This window comes from Stenotrophomonas maltophilia group sp. vghtpe118, assembly GCF_052605195.1.
The window spans coordinates 4,071,348-4,093,291 of sequence record NZ_CP199672.1; the positions used below are offsets into that span (position 1 = coordinate 4,071,348).

Here is a 21,944-nt window from a genome sequence, read left to right on the forward strand (position 1 = left end):
GTTTGCCCGGCCGATCTCAGGCCAGCGCCGGTTCCCGCTCCAGCATGCGATGGAAGCGTTGCAGCACGTACGGATCCACCAGCCCGCCGGCCTGCTCGTCGATGATCCGCAATGCGGCCTCATGCTCCATCGCGTCGCGATACGGGCGCACGCTGGTCATCGCATCGTAGGCATCGGCGATGGTGACGATGCGCGCACCCAGCGGGATGGATTCGCCGCGCAGCCCATCGGGGTAGCCGCTGCCATCGAAGGCCTCGTGATGGGCGCGGATCAGCCGCGCCACCGGCAAGGCGTCGCTGCGGCCGGTGGCCAGGAAGATGTGTTCGCCGCGTACCGGATGCTCGCGCATGATCGCGCGCTCCTCGTCGGTATGCCGGCGGGGTGCCAGCAGCACGTCATCGGGTATGCCGATCTTGCCGATGTCATGGAAGCGCGCGGCCAGGCCGATCTGCGCACGAGCCTCATCATCAAGATCGCAGTGCGTGGCCAGGCGCTGCGCGAGCAGGCCAACGCGGTCGCAGTGGTGGCGGGTGTAGGCGTCGCGCATCTGCAGCGACATCGAGAGGGCATCGATCAGGCAGGCCTGCGCGTGCAGCAGGTCGGGGGCGGGTACGGCGTCAGGGAACATGGTCATCCGCCCGCACCGGGTGGGGACCGGTGCGGGGTGTTCGGGGGGCGATCAACCCGGGGCAAGTGTGGTCAGAAGGGCGCGGGCCGCATTGAAGCGGTCTTCCGGCAACGGCAGCGGGTGCTTGATGCGCAGCTTGTCGGGCCCTTCCATGGCATAGAGGTTCGGTTGTTTCTGGATCAGCTGGATCACCGCCATCGGATCGATGTTCGGCTTGGACTCGAACACGATGCGGCCGCCGTTCTCGCCCAGGTCGAGCTTGCGGATGCCCAGCGTATTGGCTTTCAGCTTCAGCTCGGCGATGGCGAACAGGTGCTTGGCTGCATCCGGCAGCAGGCCGAAGCGGTCGATCATCTCCACCTGCAGTTCGCGCAGTGCATCGCTGTCGCGCGCGCTTGAAATGCGCTTGTACAGGGTCAGGCGGGTGTGCACGTCCGGCAGGTAGTCTTCCGGGATCAGTGCCGGCACATGCAGCTCGACCTCGGCGCCGCGCACTTCCTCACCGGCATCCAGGTCGGGCAGCTTGCCCTGCTTGATGCTGCGTACCGCGCGTTCCAGGAGCTCCGTATACAGGCTGAAGCCGACCTCGGCCATCTGCCCGCTCTGGTCCTCGCCAAGCAGTTCACCGGCGCCGCGGATTTCCAGATCGTGCGTGGCCAGGGTGAAGCCGGCGCCCAGCTCGTCCATCGAGGCGATCGCTTCCAGGCGCTTCTCGGCGTCGGGGGTGATCGCGCGACGGTCGGGGGTGATCAGGTAGGCGTAGGCACGGTGGTGCGAACGGCCCACGCGGCCACGCAGCTGGTGCAGCTGGGCCAGGCCGAAACGGTCGGCACGGTTGATGATGATGGTGTTGGCGTTGGGGATGTCGATGCCCGATTCGATGATCGTGGTCGACAGCAGCACGTTGAAGCGCTGCTTCTGGAAATCCAGCATCACCTTTTCCAGTTCGCGCTCGGGCATCTGCCCGTGGGCGATGCCGATGCGTGCCTCCGGCACCAGCTCGGACAGCTCGCGCTGCATGCGGCCGATGCTCTCCACGTCGTTGTGCAGGAAGTAAAGCTGGCCACCGCGCGCCAGCTCGCGCTGGAAGGCTTCGCGCAGCAGCGCGTTGTCCCACTGGGTGATGAAGGTCTGCACCGCCAGCCGGTTCGGCGGTGGCGTGGCGATGATCGACAGGTCACGCAGGCCGGCCATGGCCATGTTCAAGGTGCGCGGGATCGGCGTGGCGGTCAGGGTCAGCAGGTGCACATTGGCGCGCAGCGCCTTCAGCGCCTCCTTCTGGCGCACGCCGAATCGCTGCTCCTCGTCGACGATGACCATGCCCAGGTCCTTGAACTTCACGTCCGGCTGCAGCAGGCGATGGGTGCCGACGATGACGTCGATGGTGCCAGCGGCCACCTTCTCCAGTTCGGCCTTGATTTCCTTGCTGGTCTTGAAGCGCGACAGCACTTCGACCTTCAGCGGGTAATCGGCGAAACGGTCGCGGAAGTTGCGGTAATGCTGCTCGGCCAGCAGCGTGGTCGGCACCAGCACCGCCACCTGCTTGCCGGCACTGGCCGCAGCAAATGCAGCGCGCACCGCCACCTCGGTCTTGCCGAAGCCGACGTCGCCGCAGACCACGCGGTCCATCGGCTGGCTGCTGGCCAGGTCGCGCAGGGTGGCATCGATCGCGGCCAGCTGGTCGGGGGTTTCCTCGAACGGGAAACCGGCGGCGAACGGCTCGTACATCGCGCGGTCCACCTGCAGTGCCAGGCCGGCACGCGCCTGGCGGCGGGCCTGGATCTCCAGCAGTTCGGCGGCCACATCGCGCACCTTCTCGGCGGCCTTGCGCTTGGCCTTGCTCCACTGCTCGCCACCGAGCGAATGCAGCGGTGCGGTTTCCGCCGAAGCACCGGAGTAGCGGCTGATCAGGTGCAGCTGGGCGACCGGTACATACAGGCGGTCGCCCTTGGCATATTCGATCTCGAGGAACTCGCCCGGCATGCCGCCGACGTCCATCGCGATCAGGCCACGGTAGCGGCCGACGCCATGGTCCTCGTGCACGATCGGCGCACCCTCGGTCAGCTCGCCGAGGTCGCGGATGATCGCCTCCGGCTCGCGGCCTGCACGGCGCGTGCGGCGGGTGCTGCCGGCGCGCTCGGGGAACAGCTGGCGCTCGGTCAGCACCGCGATGCGCGGATCGTCCAGCGCGAAGCCATCTTCCAGCGGCGCTACCGCGATCGCGAAGCGCGCATCGCTAGCGAGGAAACCGGGCAGGTCGGCCACCACCGGCGGCTTCAGCTCGGCGGCCTGCAGCACTTCCAGCAGTGCCTCGCGGCGGCCGGGCGAATCGGCGGCGATCAGTACCCGGCCCGGATAATGGCCGAGGAAGGATTTCAGCGCATCGCCGGCGGGGGCTTCGCGTGCGGCCACCGGCAGCGGGGGCAGCGGCTGGTCGCCCAGCGCGTGCGCGTCGGCGATGCGTGCGTGGTCGGCGGCCCATACCTCGATGCGCGGGGCATCATTCAGGCGCTCGCGCAGCAGCTCCGGCGACAGGTACAGCGCCGACGGCGGCAGCAGCGGCCGTTCCACATCGTGGCGGCGCTGCTCATAACGCTCGCCGGTCTGCGCCCAGAACGCCTCGGCGGCTTCGCCGGCACCGGCACAGACCACTGGCAGGCTGCCGCTGGGCAGGTAGTCGAACAGGGTTGCGGTGCGCTCGAAGAACAGCGGCAGGTAGTACTCGACGCCGGCCGGCGCCAGCCCGGATTTCAGATCCTGGTACAGCGCGCTGCGCCGGGTATCGACATCGAAGCGCTCGCGCAGCGTGGCCAGCACGCGGGCGATGCTGGCCTCGTCCATGGGCACTTCGCGGCCCGGCAGCATGTGCACGGCCTCGACCTTGTCCAGCGAACGCTGGCTTTCCGGATCGAAGGCACGGATCGAATCGATGTCCTCGTCCAGCAGTTCCACCCGCAGCGGCTCGTCGGCGCCCATCGGGAACACGTCGAGCAGGCCACCGCGCACGGCGAAGTCACCCGGATCCATCACCTGCGGCACGTTGCGGTAGCCGGCGCTTTCCAGGCGGCGCTTCTCGGCTTCCAGATCCAGGCGCTGGCCGACCTTCAGGTCGAAGCTGCCACCAATGACGTAGCTGCGCGGGGCCAGCTGCTGCAGCAGGGTCTGCACCGGCACGATCACCAGGCCACGCTTCAGCGTGGGCAGGCGGTGCAGGGCAGCCAGGCGCTGCGAGATGATGTCCGGATGCGGGCTGAAGCGGTCGTAGGGCAGGGTTTCCCAGTCCGGGAAGGCGACCACCGGCAGGGCCGGGTCGCCACCGAGCAGGGTCTGCAGGTCGGCTTCGAGCTGGTTGGCGCCGTGGTTGTCACGGGCGATCACCAGCAGCGGAGCGTCGTGCACGCGCGCTGCCTGGGCCAGGTACCAGGCCAGTGCGGTGGGCGAGGCGGGGGCGCGCCACCAGGCGCGGAGATGGCCGGCGCGCGGCAGCGGCGGGGCGGGGTATGAGGTACGCGACATGGACCCCGGATTTTAGCAGAAGCCCGATCCGGCTCCTGTGCGTCGTGCCGGCCGGATGCCGGCAGCCTCATGTGCCGTTGGCGGAGCGGAATGCCGGCCAGCGGCTGGCACTACCGGGAGACGTGGCCGGGCAGGGCCCGGCGCATCCGTCAGTTGTCCAGCTCCAGCACCATCCGGACCAGGCCTTCGGCGCCGGTCGGGTGCGGCACCGGCTTGAAGCCCAGCGACGCGGCCAGCTGCTTCATCGGTTCGTTCTCGGCGGCTACGTCGCCGTACAGGCGGTCCAGGTACTTGCCACGGCCCCACTTCACCAGCTTGCGCATCAGCTGCCGTCCCAGGCCTTGCCCGATCAGGAAGCGGCTGATCAGGATCGCGTACTCGGCTTCACGGGTGCCGGGGATGATCGAGGCCCGGGCGACCGCGCCGACCACCGCTTCGCCAGCGGGCAGGGACTCGGCTGCGACCAGGGTGATCTCGGTCTTGGGGTTGGGGTGGGTCAGGCGCTGGGTGGTTTCCGGCGACAGCTCGGTCACCGCCTGCAGGAAACGATCACGGATTTCTTCCGGCCCGAACAGGCTGAATGCCGCTTGCAGCGGTGCGCCATCTTCCGGGCGGATGGGGCGGATCAGCAGCTCGTGGCCGCTGGGAGCCTTGAAGATCTCATGCCAGGGCGGCATGCGGTTGCGAGTGGCCATACCGGGTGATTCCTTGGTGGTCCATCGATTGTGGCATCACCGGGGCTGCGTTCCGTGAACGAAAGGCTCACGGCGGTACAGCCTCGTGAAGGCCGTTATTCGGGGGCTTTGAGCCAGTCCAGGCGGGTGCTGGCCCCGGGTTCGCCCAGGTGCTGGCGCAGCGCCGGCAGGGCCGGGCCGACCACGCGGTCGAACTGCCACGGCGGGTTGAGCAGCAGCATGCCGCTGCCGTTGAGGCGCAGCGGTGAGTCGTCCGGGCGCACCAGGAACTCGATCGTCATCGCCGATTTCACCGGCAGGGCGGTGGCCTTGCGCAGGAAGTGCAGGATGGTGCGGCGCTGCTTGATCGGGAACCAGACCGCGCAGGTGGCCTGCGGCCAGCGTGCCAGGGTCTCGGCCAGGGCGGCCAGGATGTTCTGGTATTCGGCGTCCTGGGCCTCGTACGGGGGGTCGATCAGGACCAGGCCACGGCCGATCTTGCTGCCGTTGAACCTGGGCGGCAGCAGCGAGCGCAGCAGGGCGTAACCATCGCCGGGGCGCACATCGACGCGGCTGTCATGGGCGAACAGGGCCTTCAGCGTGGCCGCTTCGGCTTCCTGCAGCTCGCAGACCGCCATGCGGTCCTGCGCACGCATGGCCTGTGCGCTCAGCAGCGGCGAGCCCGGGTAGTTGGTCAACGCGCCCACCGGATTGTCGGCCTGCACCGCCTTCAGGTAGCGCTCGACCACCTCCGGCAGCCTGGGCTGGGCCATCAGCCGCATGATCCCGGACTCGGCCTCCAGGGTCTTGCGGCTCTCTTCGCTGGCCAGCAGGTAACGGCCGGCACCGCCGTGGGTATCGAGCACGAAGAACGGGCTGTCCTTGCGCTTGAAGCTGTCGATCAGGGCCAGCTGCACGATGTGCTTGAGCACATCGGCGTGGTTGCCGGCATGGAAGGCGTGGCGATAGTTCATGGGCGGCAGTGTACGGGGCGGCGGCCGCAGCGGCTATGCTGCGCGCCATGACAGCTCCTGTTGCCCATGTCCTGGTCGTCGAGGACGAAGCCGCCATCGCCGAAACCGTGCTTTATGCGCTTCGCAGCGAGGGCTATGCCGCCAGCCACTGCCTGCTCGGTGGCGAGGCCCTGAAGCGCCTGCAGGCCGGGGATATCGACGTGGTGGTGCTGGACGTGGGCCTGCCCGACCTGGGCGGTTTCGAGGTGTGCCGGCGGCTGCGCGCGCAGCCCGGGCCGGCGGCCCAGCTGCCGGTGATCTTCCTGACCGCCCGCAACGATGAAGTGGACCGCGTGCTGGGCCTGGAACTGGGCGCCGACGATTACATGACCAAGCCGTTCTCGCCGCGTGAGCTGGTGGCGCGGGTGCGTGCGCGCCTGCGTCGCGCCGCACCGGTCGCGGCAGCCCCCGGCGCCGATGCGGGCTGGCAGGAACATGGTGCCTTCGCCATCGACCGCGAAGGCCGGCGCATCCGCTTCCGCGGCCACGCGCTGGACCTGACCCGCTACGAGTACGCGTTGCTGGAGGCGCTGCTGCAGCGGCCGGGCGCCATTCTCAGTCGTGCCCAGTTGATGGATCGGGGCTGGGACAGCAGCGCCGACAGTGCCGACCGCACCGTCGACACCCATGTAAAGACGTTGCGCGCCAAGCTGCGCGCCGCCGGTGCAAGCGACGATCCGATCCGCACCCACCGTGGCCTTGGCTACGCGCTGGAGGTCTAGCCGATGCGCCTGGTCCTGAAGCTGTTCCTCGGTTTCTTCCTGATCACCGGCATCGCCGCGTTCTTCGTGATGCGCGTGTTCGTCAACGAAGTGAAGCCGGGTGTGCGCCAGGCGATGGAATCGACCCTGGTCGATGCCGCCAACGTGCTGGCCGAGATGGCGGCGGCCGATGTCAAGGACGGCACCATCCGCAGCGGCAGCTTCACCCGCAACCTGGCCAAGGCGCGGCAGCGTGACCTGAAGGCGATGGTCTGGCGCTTTCCCAAGCGCTCACTGGACTACCGGGTGACCATCACCGATGCCAAGGGCATCGTCATCTACGACTCGCTGGGCCGCGACCTGGGGCGTGACAATTCGCGCTGGAACGATGTCTACCGCACCCTGCGTGGCGAGTACGGCGCCCGCTCCAGCCCGGAAGTGCCAGGCGAAGAAGGCGATACGGTGATGCATGTGGCGGCGCCGGTATACGACCCGGCCGATGGCCGCACCCTGATCGGCGTGCTCAGCCTGGCCCAGCCCAACCGCAGCATCGATCCGTTCATTGCGGCCAGCCAGCGCGCCATCATCGAGCGCGGCGCCTGGCTGATCGGATTGTCGGCGCTGGTCGGCGTGCTGGTGACGATGTGGCTCACCACGGGCCTTGGCCAGCTCAGCCGCTATGCACGGGCGGTCAGCGCCGGCGAACCGGTGCCACCGCCGCGGCGTCGCCGCGACGAGATCGGCGACCTGGGGCAGGCACTGGAAACGATGCGCCGCAAGCTGGAGGGCAAGGCCTACGTCGAGCAGTACGTGCAGTCGCTGACGCATGAAATGAAGAGTCCGTTGGCGGCGATCCGCGGTGCCGCCGAGCTGCTGCAGGAGCCGCTGCCGGAGGCCGACCGCGTGCATTTCGCACGCAGCATCGTTGATCAACAGGAGCGGCTGACCGAGACGATCGACAAGCTGCTGGCGCTGGCCGAAGTGGAACAGCACGGCTGGCTGCAGACCCGCGATCCGATCGCGCTGCCCACGCTGCTGGCCGACGCAGCGGCGGCCGCGCAGGTGCGCGCGCAGGCGGCCGGCGTGCAGGTGCGCATCGGCAGCGTGCCCGACATGCGCGTGCAGGGTGATGCCTATCTGCTGCGGCAGGCGTTGCACAACCTGATCGACAACGCCATTGCTTTCTCACCGCCCGGCGCGGACATCGCGCTGCAGGCCGAGGTGGACGGGCCGGGCGTGCGCCTGCAGGTAGCGGATCGCGGTGCCGGCATTCCCGACTACGCGCGCGAACGGGTGTTCGAACGCTTCTATTCGCTGGCCCGCCCCGGCAGCGGCCGGCGCAGTTCCGGCCTGGGCCTGCCGTTCGTGCAGGAAGTGGCTCGCCTGCATGACGGACGCGCCAGCCTCGACGCCCGCGATGGCGGTGGCACGGTGGCAGGCCTGTGGCTGCCGTTGGGTGCTGCGGGCCAGCGCCCGCGCCGCTGACTTCACACTCGCTTCAAATTCGCCACAAACCCTGCTCACCGCAGCGGTCCATCCTGCAGCTCTCTCCAACGAGGATGGACCATGAAATCCCTGAAGATGCTGCTGCGGTTCGCCATTGTCGGCGGGCTGATCCTGTTGTTGCTGGTGCCGCTGATGATGATCCGCGGGGTGATCACCGAACGCAGCCAGTACCGCGACGAGGCCTTTGCGCGGGTGGCCGACAGCCGTGCGGGCACGCAGCAGCTGGTGGGCCCGGTGCGGGTGGTGCCGTGGGTGGAACGCAAGCAGGTTGAACTGGTTGACCCGCTGGGCGTCAAGAAGACCGAGGTGCAGGTCACCGAGGGGCACTGGCTGCAGATGCCGGCGTCGCTGGCGGTAAGTGGCGAGATGCTGCCGAGCCAGCGCGAAGTCGGCCTGTTCAAGGTGCCCGTGTACAGCTGGAACGGCCAGATGAAGGCGAGCTTCGCCGCTGACGACTATCCGGTGAAGGCAGGGCGCACGTATGGCAAGCCGTATGTGGCGGTGGGAATTTCCGATGTGCGCGGCCTGGTCGGTACACCGAACCTGCGCGTGGATGGCAAGCAGCTGCGCCTGCTGCCGGGCGTCGGCGTGGCCAGTGAAGTCGGCCGTGGCCTGCATGCGCCGGTGGCCGGTTTCGCTGCGGATCAGGGCGGCACGCTGGCGGCCAGCACCGTTGAACTGGAGCTGCGCCTGGATGGCAGCCGCATGCTGTCGGTGGTGCCGGTAGGCGATGACACCCACATCGCGCTGCGTTCGAGCTGGCCGCATCCGTCGTTCAGCGGTGCGTTCCTGCCCAACGAGCGGCGCGTTGATGCACAGGGATTCGACGCGCGCTGGGCGGTGTCCTCGCTGGCCTCCGACGCACAGCGGCAGCTGCGCAATGAAGGTTCGGTCGACTCGCAGGCGGTTACGGTGTCGCTGGTCGATCCGGTCGATACCTACACCCAGGCCGACCGTGCGTCCAAGTACGGCGTGCTGTTCGTGCTGCTGACCTTCGTCGGCTTCATCCTGTTCGAGCTGATCAAGTCGCTGCGCATCCACCCGCTGCAGTACCTGATGGTCGGCCTGGCGCTGGCAATCTTCTTCCTGCTGCTGATCAGCCTGTCCGAACACATCGCGTTCTGGAAGGCCTACCTGGTTTCGGCGGTGGCCTGTATCGGCCTGCAGGCGGTGTACCTGGCCAACGTGCTGGGCCATTGGAAGCGCGGCCTCGGCTTCGCGGCCCTGCTGACCGTGCTGTACGGCGCGTTGTATGGCCTGCTGGTGTCGGAGAACAACGCACTGCTGATGGGGTCGCTGCTGCTGTTCGTGATCCTGGCGCTGGCGATGTGGGTGACCCGCCGGGTCGACTGGTACGCGCTCGGCGCGGACCTGAAGTAAGGAGCACGCCATGGGCTGGCGCCAGGGATTGCGGCAACGGGCACGGCAGGGCATTCCGGCCCTGCTGGAAGTGGATGCACTGCTGCAGGCACATGGCGTGCTGGCGGCCCTGCCGGGGGCGCGGATCGCCCCCGGCCTGGTCCGCTTCCAGCTGGCGGCGGTGACCTGCGAAGGATTGCAGGGGCAGGGATTGCGTTGGCTGCAGGGTGCGCGGCAGGGACGCGGCGCGGTGGCCGGCCGGGTGCCGCGCTACCGGCCATGGAAGGCCGGCGCGGAGGCATTGGCCGAGATCGGCATCGGCGGCCTTCCGGATGACTGGCCGGCACACGCGGCGGTGTACGGCTGCAGCAGCATCGACCGGCGGCACTGGTTGCTGTTGCTGCCGGAGCGGGCGCAGTTGTGGTTGGGATGGAGCGGGTGATTCGGCTTTGCGGGTACGACCCAATCACTCTCCTGTGGGTGCGAACCTTGGTTCGCACGCTTCCGCGCCGTCCATGACCGATGGGACGGTATCGCCGCGCCCCGGCTGGCTAGACTCGATGGGTTGATGATCGAGCCGAAGGGCAGGGGTGCGATGTGTTGAAGTGGGGCGTGCTGGCCGCAGCGCTGGTGATGGGTGGAAATGCAGGGGCGCAGCAGCGCGAGACGGTGGACCTGGACATGGTCAGCCGCATCCGCCAGGAGGCGTTCCACCGTTCGCAGGTGATGGACACCTTCAGCTATCTCACCGAGCGCATCGGCCCGCGCCTGAGCAATTCGCCGGCGATGGGCCGCGCCAATGCGTGGACCCGCGGCAAGTTCAACGAATGGAAGCTGGACAACGTCCACGACGAAGCCTTCGATGATTTCGGCCGTGGCTGGGAATTCACCTCGGCGAGCGTGGAAATGCTGGGTGACCGCGTGCAGCCGCTGCATGCGCTGCCCAAGGCCTGGACCCCCGGTACGAAGGGCCCGGTCGAAGGCGAGCTGATGCAGGTCGACATCAAGAAGCCCGAAGACATCGAGAAGTACCGCGGCAAGCTGCGCGGCAAGATCCTCCTGCTGGGCGAGGCACGCGAATACAAGCGGGGCACCGAGCCCGATTCGCACCGCCACGACGCCACCTCGCTGGAGGGCCTGCAGGAGTTCACCCTGCCCAAGGACAAGGACGCCACCGCCGAGCGCGCCAAGCGGGTCAAGGAATACCAGGAACGCCAGCAGCTGGCGGCCAAGGTCAATGCCTTCTTCGTGGAAGAGGGCGCGCTGGCCTCGATCAGCATCAGCAGCTGGGACAACGGCATCATCCGCGTTGCCGGCGGCGGTTCGCGCAAGGCCGGTGAGCCGGTGGGCATCCCCGAACTGGCGATGATCAGCGAACACTTCAATCCGCTGGTGCGCGCGCTTCAGGCCAAGCAGACGGTGCGCCTGCGCGTGGATGTAGCGGCGCGCTTCACCGACGAGGCCGACCAGCCCGGCTACAACACGCTGGCCGAGATCCGCGGCAGCAGCAAGCCCGATGAAGTGGTGATGATCGGTGCGCACCTGGATTCGTGGCACAGCGGCACCGGTGCGGCCGACAACGCCGCCGGCGTGGCGGTGATGATGGAGGCGATGCGCATCCTCAAGGCCACCGGCGCCAAGCCCAGGCGCACCATCCGCGTGGCGCTGTGGAGCGGCGAGGAGCAGGGCCTGATCGGCTCGCAGGCCTATGTGGCCAAGCATTTCGGTCGCTTCCCCGAACCCACTGACGCGGCCCAGAAAGCGCTGCCGGCGTCGCTGCGCGAGCCGACCGGTGCACTGCAGAAGACCCGCGATTACAGCAAGTTCCAGGTCTACTTCAACATGGACAACGGCTCGGGCCGCTTCCGTGGCATCTACGCGCAGGAAAACCTGGCGGCGATGCCGATCTTCGAAGCCTGGCTGGCGCCGTTCCATGACGTGGGCGCCACCACCGTGGCCACCCGCAACACCGGCAGTACCGACCACATCAGCTTCGATCGCATCGGCCTGCCGGGCTTCCAGTTCATCCAGGACCGGCTGGACTACTTCACCAACGTCCACCACAGCCACCTGGACACCTGGGACCACGCCGAACCGGAAGACCTGAAGCAGGCCGCGGCCATCGTCGCTTCGTTCGCCTACAACGCCGCAATGCGCGAGCCGTCGTTCCCGCGAAAGGCAGAACCGTAAAAGGGGACGGAGGGGATTAAGTCGTATCTGCCCCTCCGCTTCCCGGTTACAGCACCCCAGGGCTGGGCAATCGCGACTTAATCCCCTCCGTCCCCTTTTTCCCAGGGCTGGGCAATCGCGACTTAATCCCCTCCGTCCCCTTTTTCCGTCGGGGGCGGTGGGCTGGTAAAATCGGGGGATTCCCGTTCCTCGAGCCGTCCATGACCTGCCGCACCCGCTTCGCCCCCAGTCCCACTGGCTACCTGCACATCGGTGGTGCCCGCACCGCGCTGTACTGCTGGCTGGAGGCCCGTCACCGCGGCGGCGAGTTCGTGCTGCGCATCGAGGACACCGACCGCGAACGCAGCACCCAGGGCGCAATCGACGCCATCCTGGAGGCGATGGAGTGGCTGGGCCTGGACTACGACGAAGGCCCGATCTACCAGACCGACCGCGTCGCCCGTTACCGGGAAGTGGCCGAGCAACTGATCGCCGAGGGCAAGGCGTACTACGCCTACGAGACCCGCGAGGAGCTGGATGCCATGCGCGAGGCCGCCATGGCCAGGCAGGAAAAGCCGCGCTACAACGGCGCTGCGCGCGATCTGGGCCTGCCCTACCGGGACGACCCGAACCGCGTCATCCGCTTCAAGAACCCGCTGGAAGGCACGGTGGTGTTCGATGACCTGATCAAGGGCCGCATCGAGATCGCCAACAGCGAGCTGGATGACATGGTCATCTTCCGCCCGGACGGCTACCCCACCTACAACTTCGCGGTGGTGGTGGACGACTGGGACATGGGCATCACCGAGGTCATCCGCGGCGACGACCACATCAACAACACCCCGCGCCAGATCAACCTGTATGAAGGCATCGGCGCGCCGGTGCCCAAGTTCGGCCACATGCCGATGATCCTGGACGAGCAGGGCGCCAAGCTGTCCAAGCGCACCGGTGCGGCTGACGTGATGCAGTACAAGGACGCCGGCTACCTGCCCGATGCGCTGCTGAGCTACCTGGCCCGCCTGGGCTGGTCGCATGGTGACCAGGAGCTGTTCAGCCGCCAGGAACTGATCGACCTGTTTGACGTGAAGGACTGCAATTCCAAGGCCTCGCGCCTGGACATGGCCAAGCTGGGCTGGGTCAACCAGCACTTCCTGAAGACCGAGGAGGTGGCCGCGATCGTGCCGCACCTGGTCTACCAGCTGCAGAAGCTGGGGCTGGACGTGGCCGCCGGCCCGGCTCCGGAGGATGTGGTGATCGCCCTGCGTGAACGCGTGCAGACCCTGAAGGAAATGGCCGAGAAGGCCGTGGTCTGGTACCAGCCGCTGACCGAATACGATGAAGCGGCGGTGGCCAAGCACTTCAAGGCCGGTGCCGAGGTGGCGCTGGGCAAGGCCCGCGAGCTGCTGGCCGCGCTGCCGGAATGGACCGCCGAGTCGGTGGGCGTCGCCCTGCACGACGCGGCCGCAGCGCTGGGAATCGGCATGGGCAAGGTCGCCCAGCCGCTGCGCGTGGCCATCACCGGCACCCAGGTCAGCCCTGACATTTCCCATACCGTTTACCTGGCCGGCCGCGAGCAGGCCTTGAAACGCATTGATGTGGCCATCACCAAGGTAGCAACGGCCTGAGGCATCCTTGCCAGGCCCGAACCGGAGAACACGCATGCCCGCCAAGACCGCCACTGCCTGTACCGCCCCGCACCACCACGTCCACGACGCATCGGATTTCGTGGCGGTGGTCGAGCGTGTCTCGCGCGAACGCGGGCTGCGCCTGACCCCGATCCGCGCCAATGTGCTGAAGCTGATCGCCGAGGCCGGCAAGCCGGTCAAGGCCTACGAGCTGCTGGAATGGGTGCGTAACGGCAAGGGCGTGGGCGCTGATGCCCCGCCCACCGTGTACCGCGCGCTGGACTTCCTGATGGCCAATGGCTTTGTGCACAAGCTGGAGTCGGTGAATGCCTTCGTGGCCTGCCATCATCCAAGCAGCGCTGCGCATTCGGTGCCATTCCTGATCTGCAACAGCTGCCACAGCGCAGTGGAACTGGAAGACCGCGAGATCGTCAGCCAGCTGGAGAAGCGCGCCAAGGAGCTGGGTTTCCAGCCGCAGGCGCAGACGCTGGAAGTCCACGGTCTCTGCGCGCGCTGCGCGGGGTAACGCAATGGTAGTGCCGGCCGCTGGCCGGCATCCTGAGTGGGGTCAGATCCCTTTGCCATTGGCAAAGGGATCTGACCCCGTTTCATGACAAGGGCTAGTCCTTCGGTTTGCCTGCGGTATCCACCCGCACGATCACCGACATGCCGGGCCGCAGCTGCGCGGCCAGCTTCTGGCCTTCATCGATCGATATCCGCACCGGCAGCCGCTGCACCACCTTGGTGAAGTTGCCGCTGGCATTGTCCGGGCGCAACACGCTGAACTCCGATCCGGTGGCGGGCGCGATCTCCTGCACGCGGCCCCTCAGCACCTGGCCCTGGAACGCGTCGACCGAGAACGTGGCCGGCTGGCCGATCGCCATTCCCCAGGTCTGGCCTTCCTTGTAGTTGGCCACCACCCACAGTGTGTCAGGTACCAGGAACAGCAGCTGCGAACCGGCGGCGACATACTGGCCCACGCGCACGCTGGCTTCACTGATCTGGCCGTCGCGCGGTGCGTGGATCACCGTGTTGGCCAGGTCGATGCGGGCCAGTTCCAGCTGCGCCTGTGCGCTTTCCACCTGGGCCTCCAGGCTCTTGCGCGCGACCTGGGTCGACACCAGTGTTTCCTCGGCGATGCGGATCTGCGCCTGCGACTGCTGCACGCTGGCCTGCGCCGAGGCTTGGCTGGTGCGGAACTTGTCGCGGTCATTGATCGACACCAGCTGCTGCGCGGCCAGTTCCTCGTAGCGCTTCAGCTCGTTGCGCGAGCGCTGCAGTTCGGCCTGCCCGGCCGAGAGCGTGGCGCGCGCGGAGGCGATCTGCGCACGGTTCTGCGCCTGCGACTGGTCGGAGTTGGCCAGCGCCGCGCGCGCACTGTCGAGCGTCGCCTGCGCCTGGGCGACGCGTTGGGCATAGATGCGGTCATCGATGCGCAGCAGCGGCTCGCCCTGCCTCACATGCTGGAAATCCTTCACCAGCACTTCGGTCACATAGCCGTTGACCTGTGGCGCCATCACGGTGATCTGGCCGCGCACATAGGCGTTGTCGGTCACCATCACGCTGCTGGTGAACGGCCACAGATGCCAGGCGCGCAGGATCAGCGCAATGCCCAGCAGGGCCACCACCACCATCACCACCACGCTGCGCGCGCTGGGCTTGAGATACTTCGGCGCGACTGCCGGTTCCACGGGCGTGGGCGCAGGTGCCGCGTCGGTCGGCGGCGGTGGAGTCACATTGTCGGCGTCGTCGGATCGGGGCGGAACGGGGGGCATGGCGGAGGACTCAGCGGTGTGCGGCCGGGGTGGCCGCAACGGGTGAAGTGGGGTGGCGCTTGCGCCATTGCTTGAGCACGGCGGTGCGCAGCGACAGCAGCAGCAACCAGCACAGGAAACCGATCGCCAGCCAACCGCTCAGGGTGAACACATCATTGAAGCCGCGCACATTGGCTTCGCGGCGCGTGGTCTGCGCCAGCTGCGCGCTGCCCTGCGCGCTGCGCAGCACCGGGTCGGTGATCTGTGCGCTGTACAGCTGTTGCTGGATGCGCAGGCGTTGTGCCACCACCGGATCGGCGGGGTCGAGCTGGCTGGTCAGCGCGCTGGAGTACAGTTGCTCGCGATGCAGCTGGAAGGTGCCCAGCACCGCCGAGCCGGCCAGGCCGCCCAGCGTCTGCGTGATCGACAGCGTCACCAGGAAGGTGACGATGTGGTCCACCCCCTGCTTCAACGCCGCCGAAATGCCGAGCATGATCAACGGGCCCATGAACATGCCGGCGCCGACCGAGGCCAGGAACTGGCTGGCGTAGAAATCGTGCGGCCGATCCATGCTGGTGCGGTGCTGGTCGAAGAAGGCGGCAGCGCCCAGCAGCAGGATCGCCATCAGCAGCTGGGCGATCAGCCGCTTCGGGCCGAAGGTCAGCGAGGCACCGGCGATGCCCACGATCACCCCGGCCAGGATCACCACGAACAGCGGCCGCATCTGGTCAGGCCCCATGCCGAGCGTGCGCATCAGGTTGACCACGCCATAGGACTGCTCGGTGGTCAGGAAGCGGATCAGGAAGGCGCCGACGATGAAATGCAGCACCGGCAGCGTCGACAGCCAGCGGATCTGCAGCAGTGGATTGCGCCGGTAGTGCTCGATGATCAAGGCGGTGGTGGACAGCACGATCGACGCGACCAGGGCCCAGCCCAGCCACGGCGTGTTGAGCCACCAGCGCGTGTAGCCCTGCGCCAGCACGATCACCAGCAGGGCGACGGCCGGGGCGAGCAGCGCGAACGTGAGGAAGTCCAGTGGCTCGAACGCCTTCACCTGGATGCCCGGCGGCAGCTTCAACACCACCACGGCGGCGAACGCACACAGCGCCAGCCCGGCTTCAAACGAATAGAGCTGGTGCCATTGGCCGGTATCCACCAAGCCTGGTGAAACGATCCAGGCGATCGGCACCGCCAGCTGCGAAAGGCCGACGCCGACCACCAGCAGATTGCCGGTGAAGCGCCGCGGCAGCGCCTGCAGCATGTACAGCGTGCCCAGTGTCGAACAGGCCGCGCCGGCGAAGCCGCTGGCGGCACGGGTCAGCATCGTGGTCTCGAAGCTGCCGACGAACAGGTGCAGCACCGCCAGCGCCGCATACAGGCCCAGCCCGATCTCGGCGAACAGGCGGATGCCGTACTGCTGGCGGAACTTGAAGGCCAGCAGGTTGGCGGTGACGTTGACCATGGCATAGGCCGCCACCAGCCAGCTGCCCTGGGTCGGGGTCAGCGCCAGCTGGCCCTGCAGGAACGGCAGGTTGGCGGTGACCAGCGCATTGCCGAGGCCGCCGGTGATCGCCACCAGCAACGATACCAGCGCATAGGCCGCACGCCGGTACGGCGGGTGCCAGGGCATCGACGCCGAGCCGGGCATGGTCGGCTTCTCGTGCTCCTCCCAATCCGGAACCGGCTTCAGATACGGCTGGACCATCAGCGCGCCTCGCTGGTTGCTCCCTGGAGACCCCCGCGCAGCAGCTGCAGGGCGCGCCCGGCGAGGTGGGCGCGCTCGTCGCGGGTCTTGCCGCGCAGGGCTGCGCCCAGCATGCCCGAGATCAGTGAAATATCCGTCTTTTCCAGGTCGGCACGGCACAGTCCGGCGGCCTTGGCGCGGGCGATCGGTTCCTCCAGCAGGTCGCGCACGGTCTCGCGCGCCGCGCGCATGGCCGGCACGTCCGAATCGACCGCGCGCCAGTAATCGGCCAGTGCCGGCGAATCGATGATGCGCTGGGCCATGCCCTCGAACACCTCGAACAGGGCGTCGTCGCGGTCGCCGAGCTGTTCGACCTGGCGCCGGATGCGATCAACCGTGCGCTGCAGCAGCGCCTGGATCAGCGCGGTGCGGTCGGGGAAGTTGCGGTACAGGGTGGCGCGGCCCACCTGGGCGCGTTCGACCACCAGGTCCAGTGGGGCAGTGACACCGTGTTGGCCGAACACATGATCGGCGGCGTCGAGGATGAGGGCACGGCGGGCAGCGGCATCGGCACGTTGGGCAGTCATGGAATTATTTTCGGACAAAAGTGTCCGATTGGCGAGACATTGGGTGACGGGATTGTCCGCTTGTTGTGGTACGCACATCTTTGTGACGGGTGTGTGAGCGGGGGCGCCGCGACCTCGCTCACGCATAAAGGAACGGGGGGCCAGACGGCCCCCCGGGAGAGAGAATGGTATTGGTGGTGCGGCCCCGCCATGCGTTGAAAGGGCGAGTGGGGGCAGAGCCCTTTCCCGCGGAAAGGGATCCGCCCCCCTGCATCCGATCAGAAGAACGCGCGGATGCCGAATGCGACCCCACGGCCCGGCAGCGGCGAGTAGTCGCGCAGCAGCGAGGTATGCGGGCGCACTTCGCGGTTGGTCAGGTTGCTGCCATCCAGGAAGACTTCGTAGCTGTTGCTGGCGTTGCGGTCCCAACGATAGGCCAGGTGCGCATCGACCAGGGTGTAGCCATCGCTCGGCTCCTCGTTCTGCGCCACGTCCTTCTGGCGGCTGTAGCGCACCGCACCGACCGAGGCGCGCCAGCCGTCCTTCGACCAGCGCAGGTCGGCGCCGACGCGGGCCGGGGCGATGCGCGGCAGGTAGCCGGTGTTGGCCAGTTCCACGTTGTAATTGTGGTTGTGGTCGCCGTGCGGCACGGCGATGTCCAGGTTGCGGCTGCCGCTGCCATCCAGCTTGGCTTTCACGTAGTCACCGAACACGCGCAGGTCCCAGTCACCGGCGCCGCCCTCGAACAGGTGCACCAGCGCTTCGGCCTCGGCGCCGCGGAACACCGCGTCCTGCTGGGTCCAGGCGCGCACCGGCAGCCCCTCGGTAACGCCGGTGTCGGCCAGGTAGATGAAGTCCTTGAGCTTCGTCTGGTAGACCGAGGCGGAGAAGTCCAGGCGTTCGCTGTGGGTGTGGATACCCAGTTCCACGCGCTGGCCGCGCTCGGTCTTCAGGTTGGCATCGCCGATTTCCAGCGAGCGGGTGGCGATGTGCGCGCCGGCGGCATACAGCTCCTCGTTGGTCGGTGCACGTTCGGAGCTGTCCACGCCGATGCGCAGGTCAACCGCATCGTTGAGCTTCCAGATGCCAGCGGCAGACAGGTTGGTGGCGCCGAAGGTGCGGCGACGGTAGTCACCGGTCGGGTCCAGCTTGACCTGGTCGTGGCGGCCACCCAGTTCCAGCTTGAACGGGCCAAACTGCTTTTCCTGCAGTACGAACAGGCCGATGTTCTTCGTGCCGGTATCCGGAACGAACGCCTCTTCGCCCTTGGCACCGAAATCACTGTTGCCGAACTGCAGGCCGAAGGCGCCGTCCCAGCCGCCGATCTGCTGCTGTACCGCTTCCAGGCGTGCCTCGATGCCGCGGTTGGTGAAGCGGGTGGACGGTGTGCCGGCCTCCAGCTCCACGTGCTCGTAGTCGGTGTAGGCCACGCGCGCGTTGATGTTCTTCAGGAACGAGACCGGGTCGTAGATGCCGGCCTTGGTCTCGAAGCGGTTCTGCACCATGTCGATGCGCACGTCGTGTTCGTCACCGCCTTCCTCTTCATCACCATGGTCGTGACCATGGTCATGCCCATGATCATCACCGTCGGCGTGCACGTGCGCGCCGTTGGGAATGCCATAGTTGGTGCGGTAGGTGCTGGCCGACACGCCGAAGTAGCCGCCGTCGCCCAGCCAGGTTGCGCCGACGCCGCCGGCGCGGGTGCGGATGGAGCTGTTCTCGAGGCGGCCGCGACGCGGCTCTTCGCCTTCCTCGCCCGCGTGATCATGGTCGTGGTCGTCGTGGTGGTCTTCCAGGCTGTCGATCACCGCATAGCCGGGAATGCGGTAGTCGTCGCCATTGCGCACCAGGCCGTCCACATGAAGCACGACATTGCCGCTGACGCCATCGAGGCGGAACATGCCGCTGCGCTCGTTGTTCACCGAATTGCCACGCAGCTCGGCGCGGCCGCTGAGCGGGCGCTCGGGCAGCTCGCGCGCGATGCGGCCATCGACCACGTTGACCGCCCCACCGATGGCACCGCTGCCGAACAGCAGCGTGGCCGGGCCCTTCAGCACTTCGATCTGGTCGGCCAGGAACGGTTCGATGCTGGTGGCGTGGTCGGCGCTGACCGTGGACGCATCCATGTTGCCCATGCCGTTGGACAGCACGGCCACGCGCGGGCCTTCCTGGCCACGGATGATCGGGCGGCCGACGCCGGGGCCGAAGAAGGTGCTCTGCACGCCGGGCAGCTTGGCCACGGTATCGCCGAGGGTGCCGGCCTTCTGTTCGTCCAGGCGCTCACCGGCCAGCACCTCCACCGGGCGCGCAAGGGATTCGGCATCGCCCTGCAGCGGCGACGCGGTGACCTGCACCGAGGACAGCTCGGTCAGGTGGCGGTCACGATGGGCGGTGTCCTGACCGGCTGCAAAGGCGACGGACGGCAGCAGGGCGGCGAGGGCCAGGGCCAGGGAATGCGGCTTGAGCCGTGCGGTGTGGGCGGGCATGGATGGGTCCTTTGTTACACTGTATCAATCGCGGGGCGCACGAATCCCGTCGATGGGACAGGGGGAGGGAAAGCGTGCGGGTCGGAGAGGGATGTTATATTATTCCATAACGATTCGCCGACCCTGCTGGAAGTCATGTCCTTGTCCCCACGCCTGCGCCACCTGCTCGACCGTTTCGGTGCCACCGGTTCGATGCTGTGCGCGGTGCATTGCGCAGTCATCCCGGTGCTGCTGGCGGCAGCGCCCTCGCTGGGCCTGTCGTTCTGGCTGAGCGACGGCGTCGAACAGGCGCTGGTGCTGTTCGTGACCCTGCTTGGGCTGTTCAGCCTGGTCTGGGGTTACCGCCGCCACGGCGCGCTGCGTGCGCTGGGCTTCCTGATCCCCGGCCTGGTCGCGCTGTGGGCCGGCGTGCTGTACGAGCCGCTGCATCACAACGCCGTGCCGCATGCGGTGGTGATGACCATCGGTGGCCTGCTGGTGGGCGTTGCCCATCTGGTCAACCTGCGCCTGAACCACGGCCACGTACACGACGCCAGCTGCGCGCACTAGGCGCTCCGTGATAGGATTTTCGATCGTGCGCGGGGGCGCCCAGCAAGGCGGCCCCGCCGAACCCGTGTCAGTACGGGGTAACCAGATTTCACACTTGAGGAGTTGAAGACATGGGTAAGGGTGACCGCAAGACCGCCAAGGGCAAGCGCTACAACGCCAGCTACGGCAACGCCCGTTCGCATACCGCGAGCAAGGTCGCCGTAGGCGCCGCCGCCCCGGTTGCCAAGAAGACCGTGGCCAAGGCTCCGGCGAAGAAGGCCGTGGCGAAGAAGGCCGTCGCCAAGGCCTGATCCGGCCGAACGACCGGTCTAAAGAAAACGCGGCGCCTGGCGCCGCGTTTTTTTATGCCTGTCCGGTGAGCCGAGCGTGGGCTCGGCGCTACAACCGGATCAGCGCAGGGTCTTCTTCAGCGTTTCCGGGTTGCCGTCGTTCGGCGCGGCCGGCACCTGCAGCAGGTGCGCCAGCAGTGGATAGACATCGACATTGTCGAAGCCATCGATCACCAGGCCCTGGCGGAACGACGGACCACTGGCCACGAACACTGCACGCATGGACGGCAGCGCGTTGTCGTAGCCGTGCGAGCCGCGGTCCTGCTGTTCGCGCTTGGCGATCTTTTCCTGATGCAGGGCATCCCAGCCTTCATCCATCATGCAGACAATGGCGGGAATGCGCGGATGGGTGCCGTAGTGCAGGCGCGCCGGCAGTTTTTCTTTCTTCCAGCATTCGTAGTGCGCGTGGCGGCCGAGCAGAGCGCGTTCGGCGGCGGCTTCATGGCCGACCACTGGTGCGAAGCCGACCGACTGGCCCTGGCTGACATTGCGCGCAATCGCCGGGTCGACCATCGATTCGGTGGCGATCACCTGGCCGACCGGCACGCTGGCCATGCCATGGTCAGAGACCACGATCACGTTGGTGGTCGCGGCCAGGCCGCGCTGCTGCAGTCCATCGAGCACTTGGCCGACGATCTGGTCGGCGCGCACGATGGCGTCGGCATACTGTTTCGATTCGGGGCCGTAGTTGTGGCCGGCCTTGTCCACGTGTTCCATGTACAGCGTGGTCAGGCGGGGGGCATCGGCGTCGGTCTGTGCAAGCCAATCGAGCACGATGTCGGCGCGCTGTTCCAGCGGTTCCTTGCCGTCGTAGATGCGCCACTGGCTGGGGCGTACGCCACGGATCTCCGATTCACTGCCCGGCCATGAGGTGGTGGCCGACCGAACGCCGGCATTCTCGGCGCCGACCCAGATCGGTTCACCGCCCCACCAGCCACTGGTGGTCACCGCTTCGCGATTGCTCAGCTCGAACCGGCCCAGGGTTGCATCGTCCATGCTGTTGTTGACGATGCCGTGGTGGTCCGGGCGCAGGCCGGTGACGAGGGTGTAGTGGTTGGGGAAGGTCAGTGACGGATAGGACGGGGTCATCCAGCGTGCACGCACGCCGCCGTCGATCAGTCGCTGCAGGTTCGGGGTCAGGCCGCGATCCAGCGCGTCGGCACGCAGGCCATCGATGGAGATCAGCAGCAGCTTGGGCGGTGCCGCCGCAGCGACGGGTGTGGGAACGGAGGCGGAAGGGGCAGGCGCGGTGGTGCAGGCGGCCAAGGGCAGCAGCAGCGCCAGCGCGCAGGTCAGGCGTACGGAAGTCATCCGCGCATGATAGTGCGAGGTAATGACGCGCCCAAGACACGGCTCACTATTGCGCGCCGTCTCCGCGCATTTTT

General features: G+C 67.5%; 18 protein-coding genes. 9 read left to right on the forward strand and 9 right to left on the reverse strand.

Features of this window, described 5'->3' with window-relative positions:
• Nucleotides 1-16: 16 nt before the first annotated feature.
• From ACUDTM_RS18625 to ACUDTM_RS18640, 4 genes are all read right to left on the reverse strand, one after another.
• On the reverse strand, nucleotides 17-634 hold the full coding sequence (locus tag ACUDTM_RS18625) for an HD-GYP domain-containing protein (protein WP_061479525.1): 618 nt from the start codon (nucleotides 632-634) through the stop codon (nucleotides 17-19).
• 45 nt (nucleotides 635-679) lie between these two features.
• Nucleotides 680-4,144 (reverse strand): transcription-repair coupling factor, encoded by a 3,465-nt coding sequence (gene mfd / locus ACUDTM_RS18630; protein ID WP_329844202.1) that lies wholly within the window; start codon nucleotides 4,142-4,144, stop codon nucleotides 680-682.
• A 149-nt stretch (nucleotides 4,145-4,293) separates the two neighbouring features.
• A complete protein-coding gene (locus ACUDTM_RS18635) occupies nucleotides 4,294-4,839 on the reverse strand; it encodes a GNAT family N-acetyltransferase (protein WP_004150340.1) in 546 nt (181 codons plus the stop codon).
• Nucleotides 4,840-4,934: 95 nt separating this feature from the next.
• Complete coding sequence (locus ACUDTM_RS18640; protein WP_111201451.1) at nucleotides 4,935-5,792, reverse strand: 23S rRNA (adenine(2030)-N(6))-methyltransferase RlmJ; 858 nt, start codon at nucleotides 5,790-5,792, stop codon at nucleotides 4,935-4,937.
• A gap of 35 nt (nucleotides 5,793-5,827) precedes the next feature.
• Between ACUDTM_RS18640 and creB the strand changes: the two genes are divergently transcribed.
• From creB to ACUDTM_RS18675, 7 genes are all read left to right on the forward strand, one after another.
• Entirely contained in the window at nucleotides 5,828-6,553 is a 726-nt protein-coding gene (creB, locus tag ACUDTM_RS18645; RefSeq protein WP_072166850.1) for a two-component system response regulator CreB, read from the forward strand.
• Nucleotides 6,554-6,556: 3 nt separating this feature from the next.
• On the forward strand, nucleotides 6,557-8,017 hold the full coding sequence (gene creC, locus ACUDTM_RS18650) for a two-component system sensor histidine kinase CreC (protein ID WP_334271681.1): 1,461 nt from the start codon (nucleotides 6,557-6,559) through the stop codon (nucleotides 8,015-8,017).
• A gap of 81 nt (nucleotides 8,018-8,098) precedes the next feature.
• Nucleotides 8,099-9,418, forward strand: a complete 1,320-nt coding sequence (gene creD, locus ACUDTM_RS18655) for a cell envelope integrity protein CreD (protein ID WP_252745364.1) — start codon at nucleotides 8,099-8,101, stop codon at nucleotides 9,416-9,418.
• A 10-nt stretch (nucleotides 9,419-9,428) separates the two neighbouring features.
• Entirely contained in the window at nucleotides 9,429-9,839 is a 411-nt protein-coding gene (locus ACUDTM_RS18660; RefSeq protein ID WP_012479575.1) for a hypothetical protein, read from the forward strand.
• Nucleotides 9,840-9,994: 155 nt separating this feature from the next.
• A complete protein-coding gene (locus tag ACUDTM_RS18665) occupies nucleotides 9,995-11,587 on the forward strand; it encodes a M20/M25/M40 family metallo-hydrolase (protein WP_151355047.1) in 1,593 nt (530 codons plus the stop codon).
• 200 nt (nucleotides 11,588-11,787) lie between these two features.
• Nucleotides 11,788-13,191, forward strand: coding sequence for a glutamate--tRNA ligase (gltX, locus tag ACUDTM_RS18670; protein WP_072166846.1), 1,404 nt, complete (start codon nucleotides 11,788-11,790; stop codon nucleotides 13,189-13,191).
• Between the two features lie 34 nt (nucleotides 13,192-13,225).
• The gene (locus ACUDTM_RS18675) at nucleotides 13,226-13,717 is read left to right on the forward strand and encodes a Fur family transcriptional regulator (RefSeq protein WP_005415799.1); all 492 of its coding nucleotides are present in this window, start codon (nucleotides 13,226-13,228) and stop codon (nucleotides 13,715-13,717) included.
• 94 nt (nucleotides 13,718-13,811) lie between these two features.
• Here the strand turns inward: ACUDTM_RS18675 and ACUDTM_RS18680 are convergent, their stop codons facing one another.
• The 4 genes from ACUDTM_RS18680 to ACUDTM_RS18695 all read right to left on the reverse strand — a co-directional run bounded on the left by ACUDTM_RS18680 (nucleotide 13,812) and on the right by ACUDTM_RS18695 (nucleotide 19,681).
• Nucleotides 13,812-14,966, reverse strand: a complete 1,155-nt coding sequence (locus ACUDTM_RS18680; RefSeq protein ID WP_061479520.1) for an HlyD family secretion protein — start codon at nucleotides 14,964-14,966, stop codon at nucleotides 13,812-13,814.
• 10 nt (nucleotides 14,967-14,976) lie between these two features.
• On the reverse strand, nucleotides 14,977-16,650 hold the full coding sequence (locus tag ACUDTM_RS18685; protein WP_227836651.1) for an MFS transporter: 1,674 nt from the start codon (nucleotides 16,648-16,650) through the stop codon (nucleotides 14,977-14,979).
• Entirely contained in the window at nucleotides 16,650-17,216 is a 567-nt protein-coding gene (locus ACUDTM_RS18690) for a TetR/AcrR family transcriptional regulator (protein WP_005415802.1), read from the reverse strand. The genes ACUDTM_RS18685 and ACUDTM_RS18690 overlap by 1 nt, the downstream gene beginning before the upstream one ends.
• A 257-nt stretch (nucleotides 17,217-17,473) precedes the next feature.
• Nucleotides 17,474-19,681 (reverse strand): TonB-dependent receptor, encoded by a 2,208-nt coding sequence (locus ACUDTM_RS18695; RefSeq protein WP_445391445.1) that lies wholly within the window; start codon nucleotides 19,679-19,681, stop codon nucleotides 17,474-17,476.
• Nucleotides 19,682-19,816: 135 nt separating this feature from the next.
• Between ACUDTM_RS18695 and ACUDTM_RS18700 the strand changes: the two genes are divergently transcribed.
• Both ACUDTM_RS18700 and ACUDTM_RS18705 read left to right on the forward strand, forming a co-directional pair.
• Nucleotides 19,817-20,230: a MerC domain-containing protein gene (locus tag ACUDTM_RS18700; protein WP_088496916.1), complete on the forward strand. Its 414-nt coding sequence runs from the start codon at nucleotides 19,817-19,819 to the stop codon at nucleotides 20,228-20,230.
• Between the two features lie 110 nt (nucleotides 20,231-20,340).
• Nucleotides 20,341-20,520, forward strand: coding sequence for a 30S ribosomal protein THX (locus ACUDTM_RS18705; protein WP_004150462.1), 180 nt, complete (start codon nucleotides 20,341-20,343; stop codon nucleotides 20,518-20,520).
• A 99-nt stretch (nucleotides 20,521-20,619) separates the two neighbouring features.
• Here the strand turns inward: ACUDTM_RS18705 and ACUDTM_RS18710 are convergent, their stop codons facing one another.
• A complete protein-coding gene (locus ACUDTM_RS18710; protein WP_445391446.1) occupies nucleotides 20,620-21,870 on the reverse strand; it encodes an alkaline phosphatase family protein in 1,251 nt (416 codons plus the stop codon).
• Nucleotides 21,871-21,944: the final 74 nt, after the last annotated feature.

Excerpts from the sequence above, each read along its gene's own strand:
- ACUDTM_RS18625 (WP_061479525.1), bottom strand. The coding sequence starts at position 634 with ATGACCATGTTCCCTGACGCCGTACCCGCCCCCGACCTGCTGCACGCG.
- mfd (WP_329844202.1), bottom strand. The coding sequence starts at position 4,144 with ATGTCGCGTACCTCATACCCCGCCCCGCCGCTGCCGCGCGCCGGCCAT.
- ACUDTM_RS18635 (WP_004150340.1), bottom strand. The coding sequence starts at position 4,839 with ATGGCCACTCGCAACCGCATGCCGCCCTGGCATGAGATCTTCAAGGCT.
- ACUDTM_RS18640 (WP_111201451.1), bottom strand. The coding sequence starts at position 5,792 with ATGAACTATCGCCACGCCTTCCATGCCGGCAACCACGCCGATGTGCTC.
- creB (WP_072166850.1), top strand. The coding sequence starts at position 5,828 with ATGCTGCGCGCCATGACAGCTCCTGTTGCCCATGTCCTGGTCGTCGAG.
- creC (WP_334271681.1), top strand. The coding sequence starts at position 6,557 with ATGCGCCTGGTCCTGAAGCTGTTCCTCGGTTTCTTCCTGATCACCGGC.
- creD (WP_252745364.1), top strand. The coding sequence starts at position 8,099 with ATGAAATCCCTGAAGATGCTGCTGCGGTTCGCCATTGTCGGCGGGCTG.
- ACUDTM_RS18660 (WP_012479575.1), top strand. The coding sequence starts at position 9,429 with ATGGGCTGGCGCCAGGGATTGCGGCAACGGGCACGGCAGGGCATTCCG.
- gltX (WP_072166846.1), top strand. The coding sequence starts at position 11,788 with ATGACCTGCCGCACCCGCTTCGCCCCCAGTCCCACTGGCTACCTGCAC.
- ACUDTM_RS18675 (WP_005415799.1), top strand. The coding sequence starts at position 13,226 with ATGCCCGCCAAGACCGCCACTGCCTGTACCGCCCCGCACCACCACGTC.
- ACUDTM_RS18680 (WP_061479520.1), bottom strand. The coding sequence starts at position 14,966 with ATGCCCCCCGTTCCGCCCCGATCCGACGACGCCGACAATGTGACTCCA.
- ACUDTM_RS18685 (WP_227836651.1), bottom strand. The coding sequence starts at position 16,650 with ATGGTCCAGCCGTATCTGAAGCCGGTTCCGGATTGGGAGGAGCACGAG.
- ACUDTM_RS18690 (WP_005415802.1), bottom strand. The coding sequence starts at position 17,216 with ATGACTGCCCAACGTGCCGATGCCGCTGCCCGCCGTGCCCTCATCCTC.
- ACUDTM_RS18695 (WP_445391445.1), bottom strand. The coding sequence starts at position 19,681 with ATGCCCGCCCACACCGCACGGCTCAAGCCGCATTCCCTGGCCCTGGCC.
- ACUDTM_RS18700 (WP_088496916.1), top strand. The coding sequence starts at position 19,817 with ATGTCCTTGTCCCCACGCCTGCGCCACCTGCTCGACCGTTTCGGTGCC.
- ACUDTM_RS18705 (WP_004150462.1), top strand. The coding sequence starts at position 20,341 with ATGGGTAAGGGTGACCGCAAGACCGCCAAGGGCAAGCGCTACAACGCC.
- ACUDTM_RS18710 (WP_445391446.1), bottom strand. The coding sequence starts at position 21,870 with ATGACTTCCGTACGCCTGACCTGCGCGCTGGCGCTGCTGCTGCCCTTG.